At 58.1% G+C, this 20,686-nt stretch carries 22 protein-coding genes; 8 read left to right on the forward strand and 14 right to left on the reverse strand.

The features are described from left to right. Positions 1 to 243: 243 nt before the first annotated feature. Entirely contained in the window at positions 244 to 1,152 is a 909-nt protein-coding gene (locus HF931_RS16920) for a LysR family transcriptional regulator (protein WP_035551071.1), read from the reverse strand. A 250-nt stretch (positions 1,153 to 1,402) separates the two neighbouring features. On the opposite strand from HF931_RS16920, the gene HF931_RS16925 reads away from it, so the two are divergent. Beyond that, positions 1,403 to 2,044 (forward strand): carboxymuconolactone decarboxylase family protein, encoded by a 642-nt coding sequence (locus HF931_RS16925; protein ID WP_273241274.1) that lies wholly within the window; start codon positions 1,403 to 1,405, stop codon positions 2,042 to 2,044. A 2-nt stretch (positions 2,045 to 2,046) separates the two neighbouring features. Then, the gene (locus tag HF931_RS16930; RefSeq protein ID WP_273241275.1) at positions 2,047 to 2,583 is read left to right on the forward strand and encodes a VOC family protein; all 537 of its coding nucleotides are present in this window, start codon (positions 2,047 to 2,049) and stop codon (positions 2,581 to 2,583) included. Positions 2,584 to 2,591: 8 nt separating this feature from the next. Here HF931_RS16930 and HF931_RS16935 read toward each other — a convergent pair whose 3' ends face one another. After that, positions 2,592 to 3,209, reverse strand: coding sequence for a S24 family peptidase (locus HF931_RS16935; protein WP_273241277.1), 618 nt, complete (start codon positions 3,207 to 3,209; stop codon positions 2,592 to 2,594). A gap of 78 nt (positions 3,210 to 3,287) precedes the next feature. On the opposite strand from HF931_RS16935, the gene HF931_RS16940 reads away from it, so the two are divergent. Beyond that, positions 3,288 to 4,016: an alpha/beta fold hydrolase gene (locus HF931_RS16940; RefSeq protein ID WP_273241279.1), complete on the forward strand. Its 729-nt coding sequence runs from the start codon at positions 3,288 to 3,290 to the stop codon at positions 4,014 to 4,016. Between the two features lie 3 nt (positions 4,017 to 4,019). On the opposite strand, the gene HF931_RS16945 is transcribed toward HF931_RS16940, so the two are convergent. After that, on the reverse strand, positions 4,020 to 6,608 hold the full coding sequence (locus HF931_RS16945) for a response regulator (protein WP_273241281.1): 2,589 nt from the start codon (positions 6,606 to 6,608) through the stop codon (positions 4,020 to 4,022). Positions 6,609 to 6,806: 198 nt separating this feature from the next. Between HF931_RS16945 and HF931_RS16950 the strand changes: the two genes are divergently transcribed. Both HF931_RS16950 and HF931_RS16955 read left to right on the forward strand, forming a co-directional pair. Further along, positions 6,807 to 8,696, forward strand: coding sequence for a DUF885 domain-containing protein (locus tag HF931_RS16950; protein WP_273241283.1), 1,890 nt, complete (start codon positions 6,807 to 6,809; stop codon positions 8,694 to 8,696). Between the two features lie 169 nt (positions 8,697 to 8,865). Beyond that, the gene (locus tag HF931_RS16955) at positions 8,866 to 9,885 is read left to right on the forward strand and encodes a TerC family protein (protein ID WP_241764173.1); all 1,020 of its coding nucleotides are present in this window, start codon (positions 8,866 to 8,868) and stop codon (positions 9,883 to 9,885) included. Between the two features lie 31 nt (positions 9,886 to 9,916). Here HF931_RS16955 and HF931_RS16960 read toward each other — a convergent pair whose 3' ends face one another. Beyond that, entirely contained in the window at positions 9,917 to 11,086 is a 1,170-nt protein-coding gene (locus HF931_RS16960) for a FliM/FliN family flagellar motor switch protein (protein WP_273241285.1), read from the reverse strand. Between the two features lie 240 nt (positions 11,087 to 11,326). Next, positions 11,327 to 11,743 carry an RNA polymerase-binding protein DksA gene (dksA, locus tag HF931_RS16965; RefSeq protein ID WP_027837297.1) on the reverse strand — a complete coding sequence of 139 codons (417 nt, stop codon included), beginning with the start codon at positions 11,741 to 11,743 and terminating at the stop codon, positions 11,327 to 11,329. Positions 11,744 to 12,024: 281 nt separating this feature from the next. On the opposite strand from dksA, the gene HF931_RS16970 reads away from it, so the two are divergent. Beyond that, complete coding sequence (locus HF931_RS16970; RefSeq protein ID WP_273241287.1) at positions 12,025 to 13,335, forward strand: hypothetical protein; 1,311 nt, start codon at positions 12,025 to 12,027, stop codon at positions 13,333 to 13,335. 3 nt (positions 13,336 to 13,338) lie between these two features. Here HF931_RS16970 and HF931_RS16975 read toward each other — a convergent pair whose 3' ends face one another. The 3 genes from HF931_RS16975 to HF931_RS16985 are packed head-to-tail and all read right to left on the reverse strand — an operon-like array spanning position 13,339 to position 14,687. Beyond that, positions 13,339 to 13,986 carry a MarC family protein gene (locus HF931_RS16975; protein WP_035551051.1) on the reverse strand — a complete coding sequence of 216 codons (648 nt, stop codon included), beginning with the start codon at positions 13,984 to 13,986 and terminating at the stop codon, positions 13,339 to 13,341. Between the two features lie 9 nt (positions 13,987 to 13,995). Next, entirely contained in the window at positions 13,996 to 14,283 is a 288-nt protein-coding gene (locus tag HF931_RS16980) for a hypothetical protein (RefSeq protein ID WP_273241289.1), read from the reverse strand. A gap of 17 nt (positions 14,284 to 14,300) precedes the next feature. Beyond that, a complete protein-coding gene (locus HF931_RS16985) occupies positions 14,301 to 14,687 on the reverse strand; it encodes a flagellar biosynthesis repressor FlbT (protein ID WP_035551046.1) in 387 nt (128 codons plus the stop codon). Positions 14,688 to 15,081: 394 nt separating this feature from the next. Between HF931_RS16985 and HF931_RS16990 the strand changes: the two genes are divergently transcribed. Then, positions 15,082 to 15,957 carry an AAA family ATPase gene (locus HF931_RS16990; protein WP_035551385.1) on the forward strand — a complete coding sequence of 292 codons (876 nt, stop codon included), beginning with the start codon at positions 15,082 to 15,084 and terminating at the stop codon, positions 15,955 to 15,957. Positions 15,958 to 16,079: 122 nt separating this feature from the next. Here HF931_RS16990 and HF931_RS16995 read toward each other — a convergent pair whose 3' ends face one another. After that, complete coding sequence (locus HF931_RS16995) at positions 16,080 to 16,436, reverse strand: VOC family protein (RefSeq protein WP_035551044.1); 357 nt, start codon at positions 16,434 to 16,436, stop codon at positions 16,080 to 16,082. A gap of 99 nt (positions 16,437 to 16,535) precedes the next feature. Between HF931_RS16995 and HF931_RS17000 the strand changes: the two genes are divergently transcribed. Then, the gene (locus HF931_RS17000; RefSeq protein ID WP_199285770.1) at positions 16,536 to 17,261 is read left to right on the forward strand and encodes a helix-turn-helix transcriptional regulator; all 726 of its coding nucleotides are present in this window, start codon (positions 16,536 to 16,538) and stop codon (positions 17,259 to 17,261) included. A 40-nt stretch (positions 17,262 to 17,301) separates the two neighbouring features. Here HF931_RS17000 and HF931_RS17005 read toward each other — a convergent pair whose 3' ends face one another. From HF931_RS17005 to HF931_RS17025, 5 genes are read right to left on the reverse strand one after another with little or no spacing between them, the layout of a single operon-like run. Then, positions 17,302 to 18,054: a DUF2270 domain-containing protein gene (locus HF931_RS17005; protein ID WP_273241294.1), complete on the reverse strand. Its 753-nt coding sequence runs from the start codon at positions 18,052 to 18,054 to the stop codon at positions 17,302 to 17,304. 55 nt (positions 18,055 to 18,109) lie between these two features. Beyond that, positions 18,110 to 19,015, reverse strand: a complete 906-nt coding sequence (locus HF931_RS17010; protein ID WP_273241295.1) for a mechanosensitive ion channel family protein — start codon at positions 19,013 to 19,015, stop codon at positions 18,110 to 18,112. Positions 19,016 to 19,050: 35 nt separating this feature from the next. After that, entirely contained in the window at positions 19,051 to 19,803 is a 753-nt protein-coding gene (locus HF931_RS17015; RefSeq protein WP_273241297.1) for a hypothetical protein, read from the reverse strand. A gap of 47 nt (positions 19,804 to 19,850) precedes the next feature. Next, complete coding sequence (locus HF931_RS17020) at positions 19,851 to 20,273, reverse strand: SRPBCC family protein (protein WP_273241299.1); 423 nt, start codon at positions 20,271 to 20,273, stop codon at positions 19,851 to 19,853. Then, the gene (locus HF931_RS17025; protein WP_273241301.1) at positions 20,266 to 20,580 is read right to left on the reverse strand and encodes an ArsR/SmtB family transcription factor; all 315 of its coding nucleotides are present in this window, start codon (positions 20,578 to 20,580) and stop codon (positions 20,266 to 20,268) included. The genes HF931_RS17020 and HF931_RS17025 overlap by 8 nt, the downstream gene beginning before the upstream one ends. Positions 20,581 to 20,686 lie beyond the last annotated feature (106 nt).

A 20,686-nucleotide genomic window follows, 5' to 3' on the forward strand; every position in this document is an offset into this window, starting at 1 on the left:
GGGTCAGCAAGAGCCCACCGGATCAACCCCGGACTGCGCGCAAAAAAAGGCCCGGCAGCGAGTTAACGCGCCGGGCTGTAAAGTATCGGGTCCCGTAGGGGGGAGGAAACGCCCAATCGGAGGAAGGATTGGGTTAATGCCCGGGACCCTTGGCATGCGTGTTAAATAAACACTCCAGCCCTGTTTTCAACCTACGAGACAGCAAAGCTTTCATGCAATTATGCATGAATGTCGCATTTCTGACTAATTCTGACGCATAGCAGGACGACGCAGGATTTCGGTCTCTGCGGTGATGAAATCCCGGAACGCCGCAATCCGCTTGGAACGGCGCAAATCACTCGGATAGATGAAGTAGAGATCGAAGATCGGGCCGACCGTTTCCGGCAGCACTTTCACAAGGCGCGGCATTGTCCCGGCCATGTAATCCGGCACATCCGCAATCCCCAGACCAGCATCCACCGCGCGCAACATGGCAAACACATTGTTCACTTTTAGCGCGGCCTGGCGTGGCGGGCTGTCATCGCGACCGACCCGGCAGGCAAAGCTCATCACATCCAGCATGGAGGTTTCGTCGCCATAGGCGATGATGCGGTGATTATCCAGATCTTGCGGCGTGCGGGGCATGCCATAGGCTTTGAGGTATTCCGGCGAGGCGTAAAGGTTCGTCGCAACTGTGCCCAGCTTGCGCTGGATAAGGTCTGCCTTGTCCGCAGCCCACAGGCGGATGGCGCATTCGGCCTCCAGCTTCAGCAAATCATATTCGCGGCTGTCATCAAGACGAAGATCCAGATTCATGTCCGGATGCTTGCGCATGAAGCCGCCGAGGCGCGGCACAAGCCAGGTGGACCCGAAAGCCACTGGCGCGGCTACGATCAGTTCACCCTGCGGGGTTTCCTGTTGGTCCTTCAGCAGCGTATTCGCCGATTGCGCGGCGGTGGCCATTTCCATGGTCGAACGGAACAGGGTGTGCCCGCTATCGGTCAGCACCAGACCGCGCGCATGCCGCTGGAACAGGGATACGCCGAGCGCCTCTTCCAGCGCCGCAATCTGGCGCGAGACAGCCGACTGCGATATGCCCAGCCGTTCCCCTGCCGAGGTCAGGCTGCCAGCTTCTGCCGCCGCGTGGAAAGATTTCAGTTTACCCCAATCCATGGGGAGCGTTTGTGACGCCTAAATGACCCGACGGCAAGCAGAGAATGCGGCAGTCCCTCCCACCCGCATACTGTAGGGCGGGTTGAACAAAGCGATGCGCGCCCGTTACACGCTCTCTCTGTGATGTGGTGTTGGTGGAATCCTGTCCAAATTCGCACCCAAGCCACTACGTTCCCCAACGTGACGCCCCACTGCCATGCCTGTTCTTCTAGTTTCCGGGTGATACACTCCTCATCGGGAGGAATATCAGATGCCACGACTGAAACAGGCGGGGCGCGAAGCGGAAAATCCGTTCGCAAACCGGATTTTTGACATCCTGTTCGGCGACCGGGACCCGATTGCGGAGCCCGGAACCGAAACCGGAACGCCCGGGAACTGGTGGACTGTTTTCAACATCGTGCCGGATGCATTCAAGCACACAACTGAAGGGTTTCAGTTTTACCGGTCAAAAAATCGGAAGCTGGATCCGAAACTGCGTGAACTCGGACAGACCCGCGCAGGCTTTGCCGTTGGCTCACAGTTTGTCTTTTCCCAGCATTGCAAGGCCAGCCGCGACGTCGGCCTCACCGAAGACCAGATCGCCGCCATACCTCATTGGCAGGTGGCATCCTGCTTCAGCCCGCTGGAGCGCGCAGTTCTCGCCTATACGGACGGACTTGTCCTGCAGCGCGGCCGCGTTCCGGATGGCGTGTTCGATGCGCTGAAGTCCGGGCTGTCAGACGAGGAAATTCTCGAACTCACCTACATCACCTGCACCTATATGATGCACGCGATCATGAGCCGCGCACTGAAGCTGGAATATGATGATGTGGATGAGCGTATTGTTGAGATAGCCGCACCAAAAGATGCGAACACGGATGTCATGTCGATGGTCGACAAGGGAGGAAACTGAACATGGCCTATCATCATCTCGCCCTCGCCGCGAAAGACATGAAAGCCACGCACGCATTCTATGAAGGCATCATGGGGTTTGAGCTGGTAAAGGTTGAAGTTGCTCCCATCATGACCGGAGGCTGGGGCAAGCATTTCTTTTACCGCATGGATGGCGATGACAGCCGGTTTATCGCCTTCTGGGAGCTTCATGACACCGAAGGCAGCGAAGACTATGTCTATGACATCAACGCCGCCGCCAAACTGCCGCCGGGCACGAACCATTATTCCTTTTCCGTTGACTCGAAACAGGAGCTGGAAGACTGGAAACAGAAATGGCTCGCAGCCGGTCTGGACGTATTCGAAATCGACCATAATTGGTGCCATTCGATCTATACCAGAGACCCAAACGGCAACTCTGTCGAATTTTGCCTGACCACTGGAACGTTCACCGAGACCGACAGGCAGCGCGCGCTCGACGCACTTTCGGAAACAGAGTTCACCCCCTCCCCACCCCCTGCCTTCATGCAATTATGGAATGCGAAAAAGGTAGACAGCTGACAGATCGCCTACTGACTGGCCCAGAGGATACGGGCGATCCAGGCGATCTCGGACGGCTTGAAACTGCGCGTGGGATAGGCCGGGTTCAGAGAGGCAAGCTCCACCGCGCGCGAATTCCGCCGTGCAAGGATCTTGGCCATCACTTCACCTTCCAGCGTTTTCGCCACAACCCGGTCACCAATTTTCGCCTCGGAGCCCGGCGAGACGATGATCCGATCCCCCGCGCGATAGGCTGGCTCCATCGAATCTCCGCTGATCTCCAGCGCATATACAGACTCGGTCTCAAGCCCCGGAAAGCGAACCTCTTCCCAGCCGCCCCCAACCGGAAACCCTGCATCGTCAAAAAAGCCGTCCTGCCCGGCTTGCGCAAAGCCAATCAAGGGCGCAATCGCGCCGCGCCGCCCATCGACCAGCGCCGCGAAATCCTCAAACCGACTGCCCACTGAATCCAGCACACGCGCGAGACTCTCCGTAGACGGCCAGCGCGGCCGGCCATCCGCCGCCTCTCGCTTCGACGGATTGAACGCCGTCGGGTCCAGCCCGGCCCGCCGCGCAAGACCAGATGGGGTCAATCCATGATGAGCGGCCAGGGCATCAATGCCTCGCCAGATGTCACGATGTTTCATGGGATAATTTTCCCAACCATTGCCTTGCTCGCTAAACAGGAATATCCACCTATTGTCAAGTCAGCTTAGAAGTCAGGCATGAAACTTTTTATTCATGGCGTGCCGGATACGCCGCATTTGTGGGAACCGCTGATTTCCGTTCTGGACCTCAGTGAAAACGACTATCGTGCGCCTGCCCTGCCCGGTTTTGGGTGCGCCCGTCCGGCCGGGTTCTCTGCCACCAAAGAAGCTTATACAGATTGGCTTGTCGGCCAGATGGAAGACATTGGCGGAGGCATAGATATCGTTGGCCATGACTGGGGCGCCTTGCTGACCTTGAGGGCCGTCTCTCTGCGGCCGGATCTTGTGCGCACCTGGTGCGTTACCAACGCGGTGATCGATCCCGAATATCGTGGACATGCCATGGCCCGCCGCTGGGCTACACCAATCCTGGGCGAGTTGGTTATGCTGGGCATGCGGAACAAGAAGCGGCTTCTTCCCGCCATGATCGCTGGCGGCATGCCGAAAAGCCTCGCAAAGAAGGAAGTTCCCCTGATTGACAAGACCATGCGGCAGAGCATCCTCGATCTTTACCGCTCAGCCGACGGACTGCGGTTTTTGGATGACTGGGTCAACGGCCTCGCGAATCTGCCACAGCGCGGACAGCTTTTCTGGGGCGAGACTGATCCTTATGTCGACCTTTCCGTCGCCAAACGGTTTTCAGAGCGATGGAATGTCCCACTTCATGTGGAGACCGGTGCGGGGCACTGGGCCTGTGCAGAACGGACGACGGAATTCGCCGCCCTTCTCCAGTCACATTGGGCGTGAACTTCAGGCGGCCTCTTTTTTCGGGCTGCCAAGCTCCTGCTTCACACGCTCTGCCAACTGACGAACAGTAAACGGTTTCGGCAGGAAGGAAACTGCCCGGTCATCATCCAGCTGCTTGGCAATATCGCGCTCTGCATAGCCAGAGATGAAGATCACACGTGCATGGCCAAGCAACTCCTTGGCCTCGCGGATCAGCGTCGGGCCATCCTTACCCGGCATCACGACATCTGAAATGACGAGGTCGAAGCTCTCCGGATTGTCTTCCAGAATCTCCATTGCCTCTTCGCCATCGCAGGCTTCCTCAACCTCGTAGCCGCTGGAGCGCAGCAGCGAGGCCGCGATGCCGCGAACGCCGTCTTCATCCTCGATCAGCAGGATGCGACCACGGCCGGAAATATCCACTGGCTGGCTCGCGGCGTGCTCGACCTGCGCCATATCCACTGGCTCCGGAATCTCTTCGGCGGCCAGCGCTGGCAGGTAGATGTGGAACGTCGTGCCTTTGCCCACGCCAGAGGTGGTGCAGATATAGCCGCCGGATTGCTTGATAATGCCGTACACAGTCGCGAGGCCAAGTCCCGTGCCAACGCCCGCTTCTTTCGTGGTGAAGAAGGGTTGGAAGATCTTGTCCATGACATCCTTCGGCATGCCGTGGCCGGTATCTTCCACTTCAATCAGCATGTAGTCGCCATCATTGACGAAGGAAAAGCCCTTCTCCTGGGCTTCCTTGCCAGTCGCCCGCGCCGTACGGATCGTCAGCTTGCCGCCATTCTTGTGGCTCAGCATCGCATCGCGCGCATTGGTAGCAAGATTGAACAGCGCGTTTTCCAGCTGGTTCTTGTCAGCCTTGACGTATGGCACATCGCGGCCATGCTTGACGTCCAGTTCGATCCGCTCGTCCAGCAATTGACGCAGGAGAATGGAGAATTCGGTCATGAAGTCTGTCACCGCGAAGACTTCGCGCTTGAAGGTCTGCTGGCGCGCATAGGCGAGCAGCATCTTCACAAGATCCTTCGCACGGATCGAGAATTCGTGGATCGACTTCAAATTTGGATAGGAAGGGTCACCCAGCGGATGGTGGACCATCAGCTGCTCATTGTTCAGGATGATACCCTGAAGCACATTGTTGAAGTCATGCGCCACGCCGCCGGCGAGCTGGCCAATTGCCTGCATCTTCTCGCCATGCGCCAAACGCATCTCCAGCTGGCGCTGTTCTGTAATATCCATGACGTATGCAACCGACGGTCGACCCGCGCCGTCCAGCGCCACGAATACGTTGACGTGCTTTGGCTCCTGCCCGGCAAGCTTCAGGCTGATCGGCTTGTCGATCGCATCAACGAGGAGACCACTCAACGCCTCCTGCCCTTCCTCGGCGAGGAAGAGGTCAGAGAATTTTCCGCCCGGCGCAGCCTTGCCTTCGGTCAAATCCATCAGGGAGCGGTTGGCATCCATGATGATCGCGCTGTCGACGCTGCCGCCTTCCAGACGCACAGCACCAAAAGGCGCGTCATCAAACATCGGGTCGCCATCCGGGCGCGGCGGACGCGAAGCGGTCGATAGGCGGAAGCCTTCCTCGCCCGTATTCATCACCTGTTGGCTGGCCAGGATGATTGTACGACCGGTCGCTTCGGCGCCCTTGCCAGACCAGGTCGTGATCGCCTGAACCGGACGCTCGACACCATCGCGGCCGCGCAACTGAATATCCACCCGGCCCGGCACGCCGGATTTGCGATCTCGCGACAGCATCTTCACAAATTCCGGACGCATGATGTCATCGATCCGGATGTTCTTCGCCATTTCCGGCAGGCCGAGCATGTCGCGCAGCCAGCCATTGGCGTAGGTAATCGTACCGTCCGGACGCGCGGCAAAGAAACCCATCGGAGCGTCTTCGACGTAAAGCGACTTCAAGTCCGCCGCACCAGTCGCTTCGCGCTCGCCTGCGATTGGGCGGATGCGCCACAGAACCTTGTCACGTGGCAGCGGAGAAACAGTGATCTCGAACTGCGCCGGTACGCGCTCAGGGCCAATCGTGATCGGTGGCAGGATTTCGCGGCGCGCATGGCCGACTTTGGCGTCCTTGGAGAGGCGATAAACGGGCGCTGCCAGACCGGGATTGGCCCCGAACAGGCGGTCGACAGTGACAGGCGCACCTTCGGCCTGTGAACCAATCAGAGCCAGCGTGGTCAGTTCGCGGTAAGATCCATTCGCCGCCATTGGCGCGCCACCGCGGTCTGCAATCAGAACAGATTCATCCAGCGCTTCGATCCAGCCATAACGAGGCGTCGCCGCCTGCGCCGCGCGAGCAATCGAGCCGCGCTCCGGAAACAGGCCCAGCATCCGACCGGCGCCGCGCACACTCCACAACAGGAAAACCAGACCCCCAGATGCCATTGCGATCAGAAGGATCGGTCCCGGCGCGCCCGATGCGTTCGGCCAGGCAAGCGCTACACTCGCAGCGGCAATCGACACAAGCAGGCAGACCCAGAATGACAATTGCATCCAGTCCAGCCGTCCACGCTCAGACAACGCACTCAGTTCAGCGGCAGAATCCTGATCGTCAACGGGAGCAGCATTGGCCTGCACTTTTAAATCCATCGGTCGCTTTACACTCCTGCTGCCAGCCGCCAGGGTCGCGCCAGCACTTTACGCCTATTTCCGTCCAGCATCGCTGGCGACTCAGTCATACGGAATCCTAGTCTACCAAATGTGGCACGACAAAGGTTAATGAAGTGGGAAAAGACGTTAAGATGAACGTTGAAAATTGCAGAAATCACAGTGGAATCGGAGGTTTTCATGAGACGGACTTCAACAGCAATCGCAGCGCTCCTGCTGCTCGGCGCATGCCAGAGCGAGCCCAGCGACACGCTTCCGCCGCCAGTTGCCGAGATGCCGCCAGCGCCGGCAATTCAGGACCGCGCTGAAATCGTTGCTGCAGAAAGCGCCCGCCTGAACCAGTTCTTCGAAGACAAGTTCCAGGCCACGCTTTCGCGCAATCCGATGTACCAGAGTTATCTGGGCGTGAAGACCGATTATGACAAATGGAACGACGTCTCTGACGAAAATGCCGTGCGCGAAATGGAAATCCAGCGCGCCGACATGGAAGAGATGAAAACCCTGTTCGACTACGACCTGCTGGACGATCAGGCCAAACTGTCCTGGCGACTTGCGGAATATGAACTCGCGCAGGCGGAAGCGGCCTTCCCATTCCGCCATCACAGCTACACGTTCGATCAGATGCGGGGTGTGCAGTCGAGCATTCCGGCTTTCCTGGTCAACCAGCATGGCGTCACCAGCCTGTCAGACGCGGAGGCCTATGTTTCGCGGCTCGAAGGCATCTCAGCTTATCTCGATCAGCACATTGAAAATGCGGAGTATTCGGCGAGCCTTGGCATCAAGCCACCGGCCTTCGCCTACGCCTATGTCCTGAACGATTCCAAAGGCGTCATAACAGGATACCCGTTCACGTCGGACGTTTCCGATGGCAGCGAAGACAGCCCGCTGATGAAGGATTTCCGCGGCAAGGTCACCAAACTGGTCGAGGCTGAAACCATTGGTCAAAGCCAGGCGGACGCATTGCTTTCGGATGCAGTTGCGGCGCTGACATCATCCGTCGGCCCAGCCTATGAGAATGTGATCACGGTCATGGAGGCCCACGCCGAAACCGCCACGACAGATGATGGTGCGTGGAAGCTGCCAGACGGCGACGCCTATTACGCGATGCGCCTGAACCAGATGACCACGACAGGCATGAGCGCAGCTGAAATTCATCAGCTGGGTCTCGACGAAGTGGCGCGCATTCACGGCGAAATGCGCGGAATCATGGCGCAGGTCGGATACGAAGGCACGCTCAAAGAATTCTTTGAATTCATGCGGACTGACGAGCAATTCTACCTGCCGAACACGGAAGAAGGTCGTGAGGCTTACTTGTCCGAGGCACGTCATCAGATCGAGCTGATGAAAGAGGACCTGCCGAGTGTGTTCAACACATTCCCGAAAGCCGACATGATCGTGAAAGCGGTTGAGCCGTTCCGCGAAAAGTCCGCAGGCAAGGCCTTCTATTCCCGCCCTGCCCCGGATGGCAGCCGCCCAGGCACATATTATGCGAACCTCTACCGCATGCAGGATATGCCGACCTATCAATTGCAGGCACTTGCCTTCCATGAGGGCATTCCGGGCCACCACATGCAGATTGCCATCGCGCAGGAACTGGAAGGCATTCCGAGCTTCCGGAAGTATGGCGGCTACACCGCCTTCTCCGAGGGCTGGGGCCTGTACTCGGAATACCTGCCGAAGGAAATGGGCTATTATTCCGACCCGTATGATGATTTCGGCCGCCTCGCCATGGAGATCTGGCGCGCTGCCCGTCTCGTCGTCGACACCGGAATTCACGACAAGAAATGGACCCGTGAACAGGCAATCCAGTATCTTCTCGACAATACGCCGAACCCCGAAGGCGACGCGAAGAAAGCCATTGAGCGCTACATCGTGATGCCGGGTCAGGCGACAGCTTACAAGATCGGCATGATCAAGATCCTGGAGCTTCGGGAATCAGCCAGAGCCGAACTTGGTGATGCATTCGACATCGCAGAGTTCCACGATGTTGTGCTGAAGGATGGCCCGGTTCCGCTCAGCATTCTGGAAGAGAATGTGAAAACCTGGGTCGCCTCCAAACAGGAAGCCTGATCCGAAACGCCGCGCAGCCCTTTGCAGACTTTCCGCATTTGGCGGGAATGGCGAATACGCTGCGCGGCGCTTTCTTGGGAACTGATAAAGTCAGGCGACGTAACTTGATCTGAACGTTTGACCGTCCCTATCAGGGGACTGGACCAATTTGCCATCAGGAGATTTGGGGATGCTGGGTGAAATCATGACGGAGGTCTTCTCCGTATCGGGCCTGTTTACGCTGTTGATGTTGTTGATGCTGCAGGCCGTGCTCGGCTTCGACAACCTGCTCTACATCTCGATCGAATCAAAACGCGTTGGCGAAGAGAAAGCGCCGATGGTTCGCCAATGGGGCATCGGCCTCGCGGTCGCTTTCAGGATCATCCTGCTCTTCATCATCGTCGCTCTGTTCGATGCATTGGCCGAGCCGCTGTTCGGATTTCATCTGACCGGGTTCTTTGAAGGCGAGTTTACCTTCCAGAGCCTCATCACGCTCGCGGGCGGCGCGTTCATCATCTACACCGCGATCAAGGAAATCACCCACCTGCTGACGGTCGACCACATTGAGCACAGCGAAGGCGGCAAGGCCAAATCGGTCATGCAGGCCATCACGCTCATCGTGGCGATGAACCTCGTCTTCTCATTCGACTCCATCCTTTCCGCGATGGCGATTGCAAACGTCGAAGTCGCAAACATCGTATCGGCCAGCGGCGAGGTGATCGACACGTTCAAGGGCACCGTGACGGATTGCAAGTCCGCCCTGATCAGCACGCCCATCGAAGGCGCTGTCGGCTGTCGTCCCGGCAAGGATTATCAAGTCTGGCTGATGGCGATCGCGATTATCGTATCCGGTATCGTGATGGCACTCATGGCCGACGCGGTCGCTGAGTTCCTCAAGAAGAACCGGATGTACGAAGTTCTCGGCCTCTTCATCCTGTTCCTGGTCGGGGTCCTGCTGGTCACTGAAGGCGCCCATCTGGCTCACATGAAACTGTTCACCTTCACCATCGAAGCCATGAGCAAATCGAGCTTCTACCTCGTCATCTTCGTTCTGGTGGTCACCGATATCATCTCGACCAACTACCAGAAGCGTCTCTGGCGGCAGCGCGAAGCGGAACTCCAAGCCCACGGAGAATCCGAATCCGTTGTCGCTGCGGTTGACGATGAAATGGATAGGAAGCCACCGATCTTCACAGGCTTCAGACTGTAAGGAACGGCGCTACTGGACGCCCTGTTGCCGACTAGCGCAGCAGGGCCGTCCGCCTGCTGATGCGCAGGGCCATCTTGTTGCCCTTGCGACCGATCTGGCCCTCTGCAACCACAGCGCCGTCGCGGCCACCAGTCAGCAATTCGACAGGCTGGTCTGATGGCAGGCCAAGCAGCAGGGTCGAGCCTGGCTTGAGGTCTGCAAGACGCGAGAGTGGTACGCTGAGCGATGCGATACGCGCGGTCAGAACGGCTGTCATCGCCCCTGCCCCCGCTGCTGCTGGTACAGCTGCAGGCGCACTCAAAGCCATCTGGCGAGACCGGACAGGCGCCGGTTCACTCGCGCCATCGAACAGGTCGTCCTCCGCCATGATCAGACGCGCTGGCATCTTTGCATCATTCACGCGTACATCGAGGTCAAGAATCGTGGTCTGCCCCGGCCCGGCCAGCGCGGACGCAAATTCCGGATCCGTCTCGATGCGGGAGAATTTCAGCGACGACGCCAAGGCGGCGCCCAATGGTCGAACCAGCCCTTCCAACAGCGCCGCATCCATCGGCGTCAACATGCGCGCCTTCTGCTGGGATGGGTGTCCACCGCACGCCGTTTCGATCAAAGCATTCGCCAGCGGCGCGCTGATCACCAGCATCGCGGCAATCTCTCCGCCGGGTGCGGTGAAGCAGGCGATCGCTGATCCCGTACCCGCGCAATCTGTCTGTAAACCCTGGTCGAAACTGCCCCGTGCACTCGCGCGCGCCAGAGCGGCCGCCTTCAGGCCACATCCATCACGCAGGGCGAGACTCAGGCGAGACGCCATCCGGCGTGCCTCGTCGGTCACATCGGTCGGTTGCGCTGGCGGCAAGGCGAGGTCGCGAACCTCTACGTCTTCCACCTGCGCCGGCTCGGGTTCAGGCTCCGGCATGTCATCCAGATTGGGTCGCAGCAGCGCTTCGATTTCCGCCGCGCTCAGAACACCGCGCGACGTCGGCAACGGACGATCGGGCGTGATCGGCTCGAACGTTGTTGGCATGTCCAACATGATGTCGGACTCACGTCGAGGTGACATGTCCCATCCATCATCAGCAGCAAGAGGCAAGTCGGTCTTCATGGAGCGGTCGGCCGGTTCTTGGGTTCCTGACCGTTTTGCGCCAGATACGGTTAACGACTGGTTAGGAATTTCCTCTTTCGTCCGCTCATCGTCAGCCATGATTCTACCCTGGTCTCCGTTGGGATTAATGCGGGCGCACTTCACGTTAAGTATCACGAGCTGGCGTTAAGGCCTTGATTACGATGCTGTAAGACATCGTTTGGACCTTCATGCCATTATGCCTTCATCGCATGAGGCACCAAGCATAACCGCCGAAGCGTTGGGTAGATTGGGCGAAAGAAAACGGCGGTAATCCGATGCCGGATTACCGCCGTTGTTTTATTCCGAACTGGAATTGAGTTAGTCGTCTCGCAGCGTGCGCTCTTTGCGCTCATGGCGCTCCTGCGCCTCAAGGCTGAGCGTGGCGGTCGGGCGCGCTTCCAGGCGACGCAGACCAATCGGCTCACCCGTCACTTCGCAATAGCCGTAAGATCCATCATCGATGCGGCGCAGCGCCGAGTCGATCTTGGAGATCAGCTTGCGCTGTCGGTCCCTCGTGCGCAGCTCAAGCGCCTTGTCGCTTTCGGCAGACGCGCGATCCACGATGTCCGGCAAGGATCCTGACTCACCCTGCAGATTGTTGATCGTCTGCTTTGCGCCATCAAGAATGTCAGCCTTCCAGTTTTCCAGAAGCCGACGGAAGTAGGCGAGCTGGCGCTCGTTCATGAACTCCTCGTCGTCTGAGGGGCGATAGTCGTCCGATAGGTCAACACTCATCGCTTATTCACCTTACTCTGTTTGGGGGCGGATATAGACCGCCTAGTGATTCTCTGCAATTCCTGCCGCTGAGTAATTTTTGCCAATGTTTTCAGTCAATTGAGGCAAAATCATGTAATCTTCATGAGATTGTTACCAATCGACTGCGTCGTATTCCGAGAAATTCGGTGCAATTTACAGGCCAGCCCTTGATCTTTCTCGCGACGATGCGCTGAATGAAATCTGTCCCAAACACTACGGATGCATTGGTTTCAGCGTACATGGCCCGACGCCGGAAAACTATGGATAAGACGTCCGGCTGGATGCAGGCAGTTGTCTTCAACTCGCTGCTGGTCCTCATGCCTGTCATCGCCGCGCAGAGCCTCTCAATGGCATTCTCCGGCGAAGGGTTCTCCGACACACCCACCATCGAAGCCATCGACCAGACCCGCCGCAACATGGACGAGTCCTTTGCCTCCATCTCTCCGCGCAGTGGCGGCGACAAATACAAGTTCTGGCACGACATCGTCGAACGCGAACTGACCGATATGGACGTTTCCGCGGCGCGTGGTTTCCTGCTGGCTGCACCCGAAATGCTTGACCGTGAATCTGTGCGGGAGCTTCAGGCAGATTCAGACGGGGTGAAGATGGACCGCGCGGATGATCGCCTGGCTGCTGCCGCCTTGCGGAAACTTCCGCTCGATATCGGTCTCAAATTCGAAGAGGCCGAAGCCGCCGCAGGCCGCAAGACATTTGCATCCATTTCATCGGACTTTGAAGATACTGACGAAGCGGACGGTTCAGACACCACCGCAATTGGTGAGACGCAGGCCGCTTCGGAAGACGCTTCGGCCCTCGGCGAAGAAGACGAAACCGAAGTAACCCTGGCGGCAAGCGCCCGATCGGCTGACAGACGTTTCATCCTGCTTGGCACGTTCGCGGACCTCGCCAATAACTCAGAGCGCTGGGTAAGGGGCGACCGGGTTGATCCGATTACGCTGAAAGTGACGGCCATCGGCCTCATCGGTGCCGAGAGCGCGGATGGCGTGGGCGACGGGAATGTCCGGGCAGCGTCCATCCTGAAGTCCGCCCGGCGCGCCCGGCGAATGACCCCGGAATTCACGACCTATATGCGCAACCGGCTGAACGATGCGATTCCCGACTCGGCACTCCGCCCTGCCCTGGAAGACGTTTTCGATGAACTGGCCACAACCAGCGTGCGTGTTGATCGTGTGCGGGACGCCTATATGAGCGCCATCGATCCGGCGGGCCTGCAGCAACTCGAGGCAGACCTCGTCCAGATCGACCGGATCGGCATGTTAACGAGCACGCCCGCAGCCATCACTTTGATCGAGCATGTAAAAGACGAAGCGGATCTGCGTCGCGCGCGCCTGCTGGCCGAGGCTGGCGGTGACCGCTCTGTTGCTCTGGTGAAGCAAAATGGCGAAGACGCCCTGCGCATTGCCGACACCGGCATCAAATGGACCCGCGACCTGATGTTTCAGGTCATGGGCCTTACTGCGTCCGGGCTGGCCCTGCTCTATGTGATGATCGCGACGTTCCGCCGGAATGTCCGCCTTCCGAAAAAGCGTATCGAGCCGACAGGAATCTGATCGCTAGAGATTGAATGCGCCGCGAATGCCATCGATCAGAAGCTGAACGGACAAGGCAGCAAGAATGACACCCAGGATCCGCGTCAACGCGCCCGCAACACTTGCCCCCATCAGCCGGACCAGCGGCCCCGCAGCCAGGAAGATCAGTAGCGTCAGCGCAAGGTTCAGGCCGATCGCAGACAAGACAATCCCCTTCTCGATCCAGTCGGACTTGTCAGACATGTAGAACATGGCCGTGGCGATCGTACCTGGCCCGGCGACCATTGGAATGCCAAGCGGGAACACGGATACATCATCCGGCTCGGGGTCTGCTGCGTGGCTGTCGATATGCTCTTCAACGCGGTTTTCGCGACGTTCCGTGCGTTTCTCGAACACCATGTCGAGCGCAATCATGAACAGCAGGATGCCGCCGGCAGCGCGGAACGCATCAATCGAGATGTGCATTGCGCCGAGTAGCCAGGAGCCGCCAAACGCAAACCCATAAATGATAATTGTGGCGACAATAATCGACTTGATCGCCATGCGGCGACGATAGGCGGCATCACCACTCGCCGTCAGCGTCGCAAACACGGGCGCTACGCCCAAGGCGTCGATCAGGACGAAAAAGGTGACAAAGGATGCGGTAAAAAGAGAGATCAGTTCGGCGCTCATGCGCGCGACCTAATCTTTTTGGTCCGCTGCGTCGAGGATTTCCTGCACGAGAGGCGCAACAATGACTGCATCTCCCATGCCCGCGAACCGGGACAGGTCGGCGCCACCAGAAGCAAGGGACATCATCATGCGATGGCCGCGCAAACGCTGCAGCAAGCCTTCCTCACCGCGATGGCCATCTGCTGTGGCTGTGCGGCCGTGTCCGAGATCCACCAACAAGCCTTCACCCTTCCCGGCCTCCAACAGGGAGATTGCCTCATCTAGTGAGACAGCCTTCGGATCAGGGAGAGGGTTCATGCGCATTGGTTTCGCCATCATTCCGGTCCTCGCGCGTCAGCGGCCATCAGCTTTCTGCACCGGCTCAGCGCGCGATATAGATTGGAACTGGCAACATCGGCCGAAATCTCCAGAACATTTTCACGGTCTTCATCGCTTTCGCAGACGGCGAGCAACCCTGCGATGGCTTCAGCTGCCTGCGCATATGGCGGACCATCGACTTCGCCGAGCAGGTACATCTGCATGATCGCGAAATAGGCGCGCCCCGCCTGCGTGGTCGCTTCGGTAGGTCTCAGAATATCCTTCTCGCGCAGCACTCGGGCGCGCGTTTCGAGCAGAAGTACGCCGCGCCGGTCGCCATTTCTGACAACCGCGCCGTTCACCACGAATGTTTCGCCCGGTTTGAGGGACAGCTTCAATGGCATAGTGTCTGATTCCACTCCTGCAGATTTTGATAAAATTTGCAGAAAGGCGTTAACGCTTGATTGCGATTGCGTAAGTCTGTCAAAAATTTGCAATCAATTGCATGCCATAAAGGCACCATGCGCCCGGTTCCCGAATGCGTAGGATCAACAGGCCTGCGAGGGGTTTGGTCCGTCACGGTCCTCAGGGGACGACCTAACCAAATCCAGCGCGGCGCTCATCTGAAGCTTGAGGCACTGCGGCGGTACGCATGGCTGACTTCCTTTTAACACAGAGCCTCCCGGTGCAGAAATGAATTCGATGCTGCAGCGCGGCAGCTGCCCTTTCGCCACGTCAGCGCTTGCTCCTCAGGCCCGCCACACTATTGTTGGGTCAGACCCAGATGAGGAAGAATTCATGCGTTTTGAAGGCACCCAGGATTATGTCGCCACCGATGATTTGAAAGTGGCAGTCAACGCGGCAATCGCTTTGGAGCGTCCGCTCCTGATCAAGGGTGAACCCGGCACCGGTAAAACCGTCCTCGCCGTTGAAGTGGCCAAGGCGCTCGGCGCAGAACTGATCGAGTGGCACATCAAATCTACAACGAAAGCCAGCCAGGGCCTTTACGAATATGATGCGGTCTCCCGGCTGCGCGACGGCCAGATGGGTGAAGAGCGCGCGAAGGACGTGGCGAACTACATCAAGAAGGGCAAGCTGTGGGAAGCGTTCACCGCTGAAAAGCGCCCAATCCTGCTGATTGACGAGATCGACAAGGCCGACATCGAATTCCCGAACGACCTCCTGCAAGAGCTCGACCGGATGGAGTTCTATGTCTACGAGACCGACCAGACCATCAAGGCGAAGCAACGTCCGATCGTGATCATCACATCGAACAATGAAAAGGAACTGCCGGACGCCTTCCTGCGCCGCTGCTTCTTCCACTTCATCAAGTTCCCGGATGAAGAGACGATGAAAGAGATCGTCGATGTCCACTTCCCGGATATCAAGAACAAGCTGGTCAAGGACGCGCTGACGACCTTCTACGCCATGCGCGAACTGCCGGGTGTGAAGAAGAAGCCGTCCACGTCTGAGCTACTCGACTGGCTGAAGCTCCTGATGAATGAAGACATTGATCTGGAGACCCTCAAGGAACAGGATCCGGACCGCCTCACCCCGCCCCTGCATGGCGCACTCCTGAAAAACGAACAGGATGTCGCCCTGTTCGAGCGCCTCGCCTTCCTCGCCCGCCGCGGCGACGGCAATGGCGGCGGCCGCAGAGGCCCGGCGGGTTAAATCCGCACCATCAAGATGCAATTACCCCCAATCCGAGATGAACAGATGCGATCATCCTGAATTGGGCCATTGTGGATGGAATTCGGTCAGAATTTTATCGCACGGCCTTCGTCGTGCTCGGCTTAGTCAGACAAGCAAATCTTGTTGCCATCGAGATCTCTGACATAAGCAGAATATTTAGGGCCCCGTTGCCCAGGTGCCCCCTCGCACGTACCGCCATGCTCAATGGCTAAGGCGTGAATGCGCCTGACCTCCTCAACGGTTCCGACGCAGAATCCCACCATAGTGCCGTTCCCGAAAGTCGCTGGCTGTTCGTTGAATGGGCGCGCCACGGCAAATGCAAAATCCTGCTCCACCCAATAAGTCATGCGGTCGGACGGAGCAACCTGATTGAGACCCTGCCGCTCAAACAGCGCTTTGTAGAATCGGACAGCAGCGGGCATGTCATTTGTTCCGACGACGAAGTAGTTCATTTTCATGATGCAATCTCCAATACGCCATTTAGCTAGCGCGTGCGTTGAGGTGTGTGGTGAGAGTTGCTTATTGAAAAATGCGACATTTTGTGTCGTATTTCTTTGATGCCCAGAGCAAATACCTCAGTCAGATTGCGCAGGATAGAATTGCTCGCGGTTGAACTGAAACAGGACTCCCACCGCACGGTCAAAGACCTCGCCCGTCAGCACGGCGTCAGCGAACGCACCATCACCCGGGATCTGGCGCTCATGCGGGACCAGGGAATGCAGATTGATGCCGATCGCGGGCGGGGTGGTGGCGTACGCCTCAATCGAAACTGGGGCGTCGGCCGCCTGAATCTTGATTACTCCGAGGCTGTTGACCTTCTCATCAGCATTGCCGTTGCGGAGCAAATGAAATCGCCTCTGTTTCTGGCCAATCTCGACTCGGTTCGCCGTCAACTCGTAGCGTCATTCTCGCCAACCAAACGTGAATCTGTTGACCGATTAAGAGCCCGAATTCTGGTAGGCGCTACGGCCTCGACATATGTGCAGGCCAGTGTCACCGCTCCCCCAAAACGGATTGTTCAATCCTTGCATCAGGCATTTATGGATTTGGAAACACTGGAAATCGACTACAAGAGCGAGGATGGCGCGGTATCGCGGCGACGGATTGATCCGCACTACCTCCTGCTAAAATATCCGGTCTGGTATGTCGTCTCATTTGATCATCTACGAAACGAGCCCCGCACTTTTCGATGTGATCGCATACTAAACGCTTCACGGACCGGTGACGTATTCAGCCTGTTGCCTAAGAGTACTTTTCAATTGTCGCTCATTTGGAATGACTGACTGGCTTGGGCGACTACCGATTGGCAACGTCACACGCACCTCAATCCTTTGAGATGTCGCCCAGCGGCTGCGCCTTGGGCCGCCGGTTGACGTCTTCGCGGCTTTTCAGGAAGTCGGCCATCTTGGTCTTGTCCTGGCGCTCGTCGAACCAGGTTTTCCAGGCCAGTGTCATCCAGGCGGCATGGAACAGCAGGCCACAGATGATCGAAACCAGACCGGGGATCGGCCCGATATGGGCACGCCGGACAAACTCTCCCAGAGTCAGCACATCGGTTGGATGGATCGCAATCTTGGCAAAATAGGCCGCGCCCTGAATGGCGAAAATCCAGCCATAATTCCGGCGCAACCGCCGCCCAATGGCGCGCGCCATGGATATTCGATATTGCGGCTTTTCGTAATCGTCCGACAGGGCGGTGCCTCGGTCGAGCGGTATCCGGGCGCCCTTCCCGCGCAGCATGGGGACGTAAAATGCGATCTCCAACACGCGCGCGCGAAACCGCCAGACATAGAAGAATCGATAGCGACGCGCTTCCAGTATCAGGAACATGATGCAGAGCGCCCCGACCAGCACGATGGGAAAGGGAGATGCGCGATCACTGGCAAAGGATACTGACAGGCCGATCCCGGTCGAGATCACAGCCCAGTTCGTCGTCTGGTCCAGACGTTGGCGCCAGATGGTCGAACGATAGACTTCCGCGCGATAGAGGTGGGCCAGCGCGCCAACCTCCTTGCTGCCCACAATGGCTTCAGGCGGATCGCCATCAGGATCTTCAGTAAATTCCAAATCGCTCATACGGGCATTCTACGGCGCGAATCTCCGCCGCGCCAAGGGGCAATCGGGCGCGGGCTCAGTTGTTTTCGCGGGCTTCTTCCCGCTCTTTCACAACCCGCGTCTTCAACGGAATTGGAACAGCCTCTTCCCGGAACGATAGCGTGGATTGCGGGAATGGAATGGTGATGCCCGCCTCGTCCAGCGCATCCTTCACCGCAAAGGCGACTTCGTCATAGGTTGCGCGTTGGTCCGCCGGGCGGCTGCCAGACCACCAGAGCAGTTTGAAATCGATGGACGAGCCACCGAACGAGACACATTGCACGTCCATGGTTTCAGACTGCTCGACCGACTCACAGCCTGCCAGCGCGTCCTGCAACACCGACTTGGCCTTGCGCATGTCGGTATCATAATCGACGCCGACCACGAGCTCCTGACGTTTCAGGGTGCGGTCGGTTTCAATATTGACCGGATTCTTGAACAGGTACGAATTCGGCACGATGACAAGCTCGCCATCCGTTTCCCGGACATGGGTTTCGCGGATCAAAATGCTCTCGACCCGGCCATAGACGTCTTCGCATTCGATCACATCACCGATCCGAAGTTTCTCGCGGCCAAGGATGATAACCCCTGCGAGGAAATTCTCGAACACGTCCTTGAACGCGAAGCCGATCGCGACCGATGTCAGGCCCAGACCGGCAATAATGTCAGATGGCGACACGGACGGGAAAATCACCGTCATCGCAATCGCAACGCCGACGATCCAGGCCGCGATGGAAATCAGGTTTTGCGCCAATGTCACCAATGCGTCCCGAACCCGCGCGCGATGCATGGCCGTCGAGACAATCGCCCGGATAATCCGGCCCGCAATCAGGGTCACAATCAGGATGACCAGCGCAATGGTGAGATTGGGCAGGCTCTTGAAGAAGGCTGAAGCCATGTTTTCGACTTCGGTCTTCAGGTCTTCAATGGGCGTAAACTCCATCCGCGTGTAACGCGCGAACCCGGTTCAGGTTCCCATCAATTGCAATAACCGAGCTTGAGGACGGGTCCATAGCCGTCGAGGGCAAGACGAACATGGTGCGTATCGTCGGAATTCGCGTCCGCCCGGATGCGCCCAGCCAGCGCTCCGGCCTGCCCGGTAATCCGCCGCCGCCACAGCGCATAGCGTAGAGACTCCGGATCAGCGGTGAGCGCAATGGCACGGTCAAAACTGCTCAAGTCACATGCCTCCATCGCCAGTTCTGCGAGGGAATGACCGAAATCGGCCTGTTCAAACGACCGGTCCAGTCCGCTTGCTGCAATTGGACGCCCGGCCAATTCGAACATCGCATCAACCACGCGCCGTCGGGTTGGAGCGTCCGGTGCCAGACGCGCGCCCTCTGCCATGATCTCAGGACGGCCAATATTGAAAGGCTGCGCCCCTGCCCGTGCATCGCGCAAAAATGCTGTCCAATTCCCCCGCGACAAAGCCGCCTTGGCCTTTTTCCTCGCATAGGGTTCGACGGCCTTCTCACGTCTCAGATCTGCGCCAAGCCGCGCCTGCCAGTGCCGCAGCAACAGCGTGTCGCCACTCTTCGCCACGGTTTCCAGAAACGGCGCCTTCAACCGGTTCTGCTTTTCTGCGGGCAAGTGCTCAGCCGCCGACCAGATCGCGTCCAGCATACACGCCGCCTCATCAGCGGTGCCGCACGCCGGATGTTCGAACGCATGTGCAGCGTCCAAACCGAACGCGGCAATGCTGAACAGCGAACTGGTCAGAAGGGATTTCATGCTGCCCGGTTAGCAAGAAGCAGCTGAACCGGGCATGAGTAAGCCGCTCAGGAAGCCACCGTGCGCAGCCGAACGAAATGCTGGTCCCAGCCCTTGTCGTGACTTGTCAGCATGTCGAACACATCACCGTCGAACGTTTCAAACCCGGAATGCACCAGTGTCAGTCGTGTGCCACCAAATGCGGATTCCAGCGTCCAGTCCACAATGGTTTCGTGTCCATTCAGGAACGCATGCGTAAATGTGTAACGCAGGCGACGAGGCGGCTCCGATACCAGAACCTTGCCCCAAATCATCTTCGGGTCGGGCTTGTCCGGGTTTTCGCGCAGCAGCGCATAGTCAGTGCCTGCGCTGAGGTCCGAATCTGCCTCGTGGAACCATCGCGCCAGTTTTTCCGGCTCGACGAGATAGGTCCAGACCCGTTCCGGCGCGGCGTTGATGAATATGGTTTTGGTAAGAGTGGCGTCAGTCATCGGATCCCTCCACGGCCTGTTTCAGTTTGAGAAGTTTGTCGTCCCAGAACTGGCTGAAGAAGGTCAGCCATTCCGCAACAGGCTTCAGCCCGTCGGGATTGAGACAATTAATGGCTTCCCTGCCCTGGCGCTCAACGCGGATCAGCTGGGCCGATTCAAGCAGGGCCAGATGTTTGGAAACCGCTGGTCGGCTCATGTCGAACCGGCTGGCAATGTCAGACACGCGCAAATCGCCGCTGGCGAGCAAGGCCATAATCTGGCGACGAGTGGGGTCGGCAATCGCGCGGAATACGTCTGGATCAGTCATATAGGAAACCTTTTGGTTTCCCTTTTAATAGGAAACCAAAAGGTTTCATGTCAAGCAGCATTTTGCTTTTCCCAGCGTCATCTTGGACAGGGCGGCCCGGCGACGC

It is taken from the genome of Hyphomonas atlantica corrig. (assembly GCF_017795365.1).
GTDB lineage: Bacteria > Pseudomonadota > Alphaproteobacteria > Caulobacterales > Hyphomonadaceae > Hyphomonas > Hyphomonas atlantica.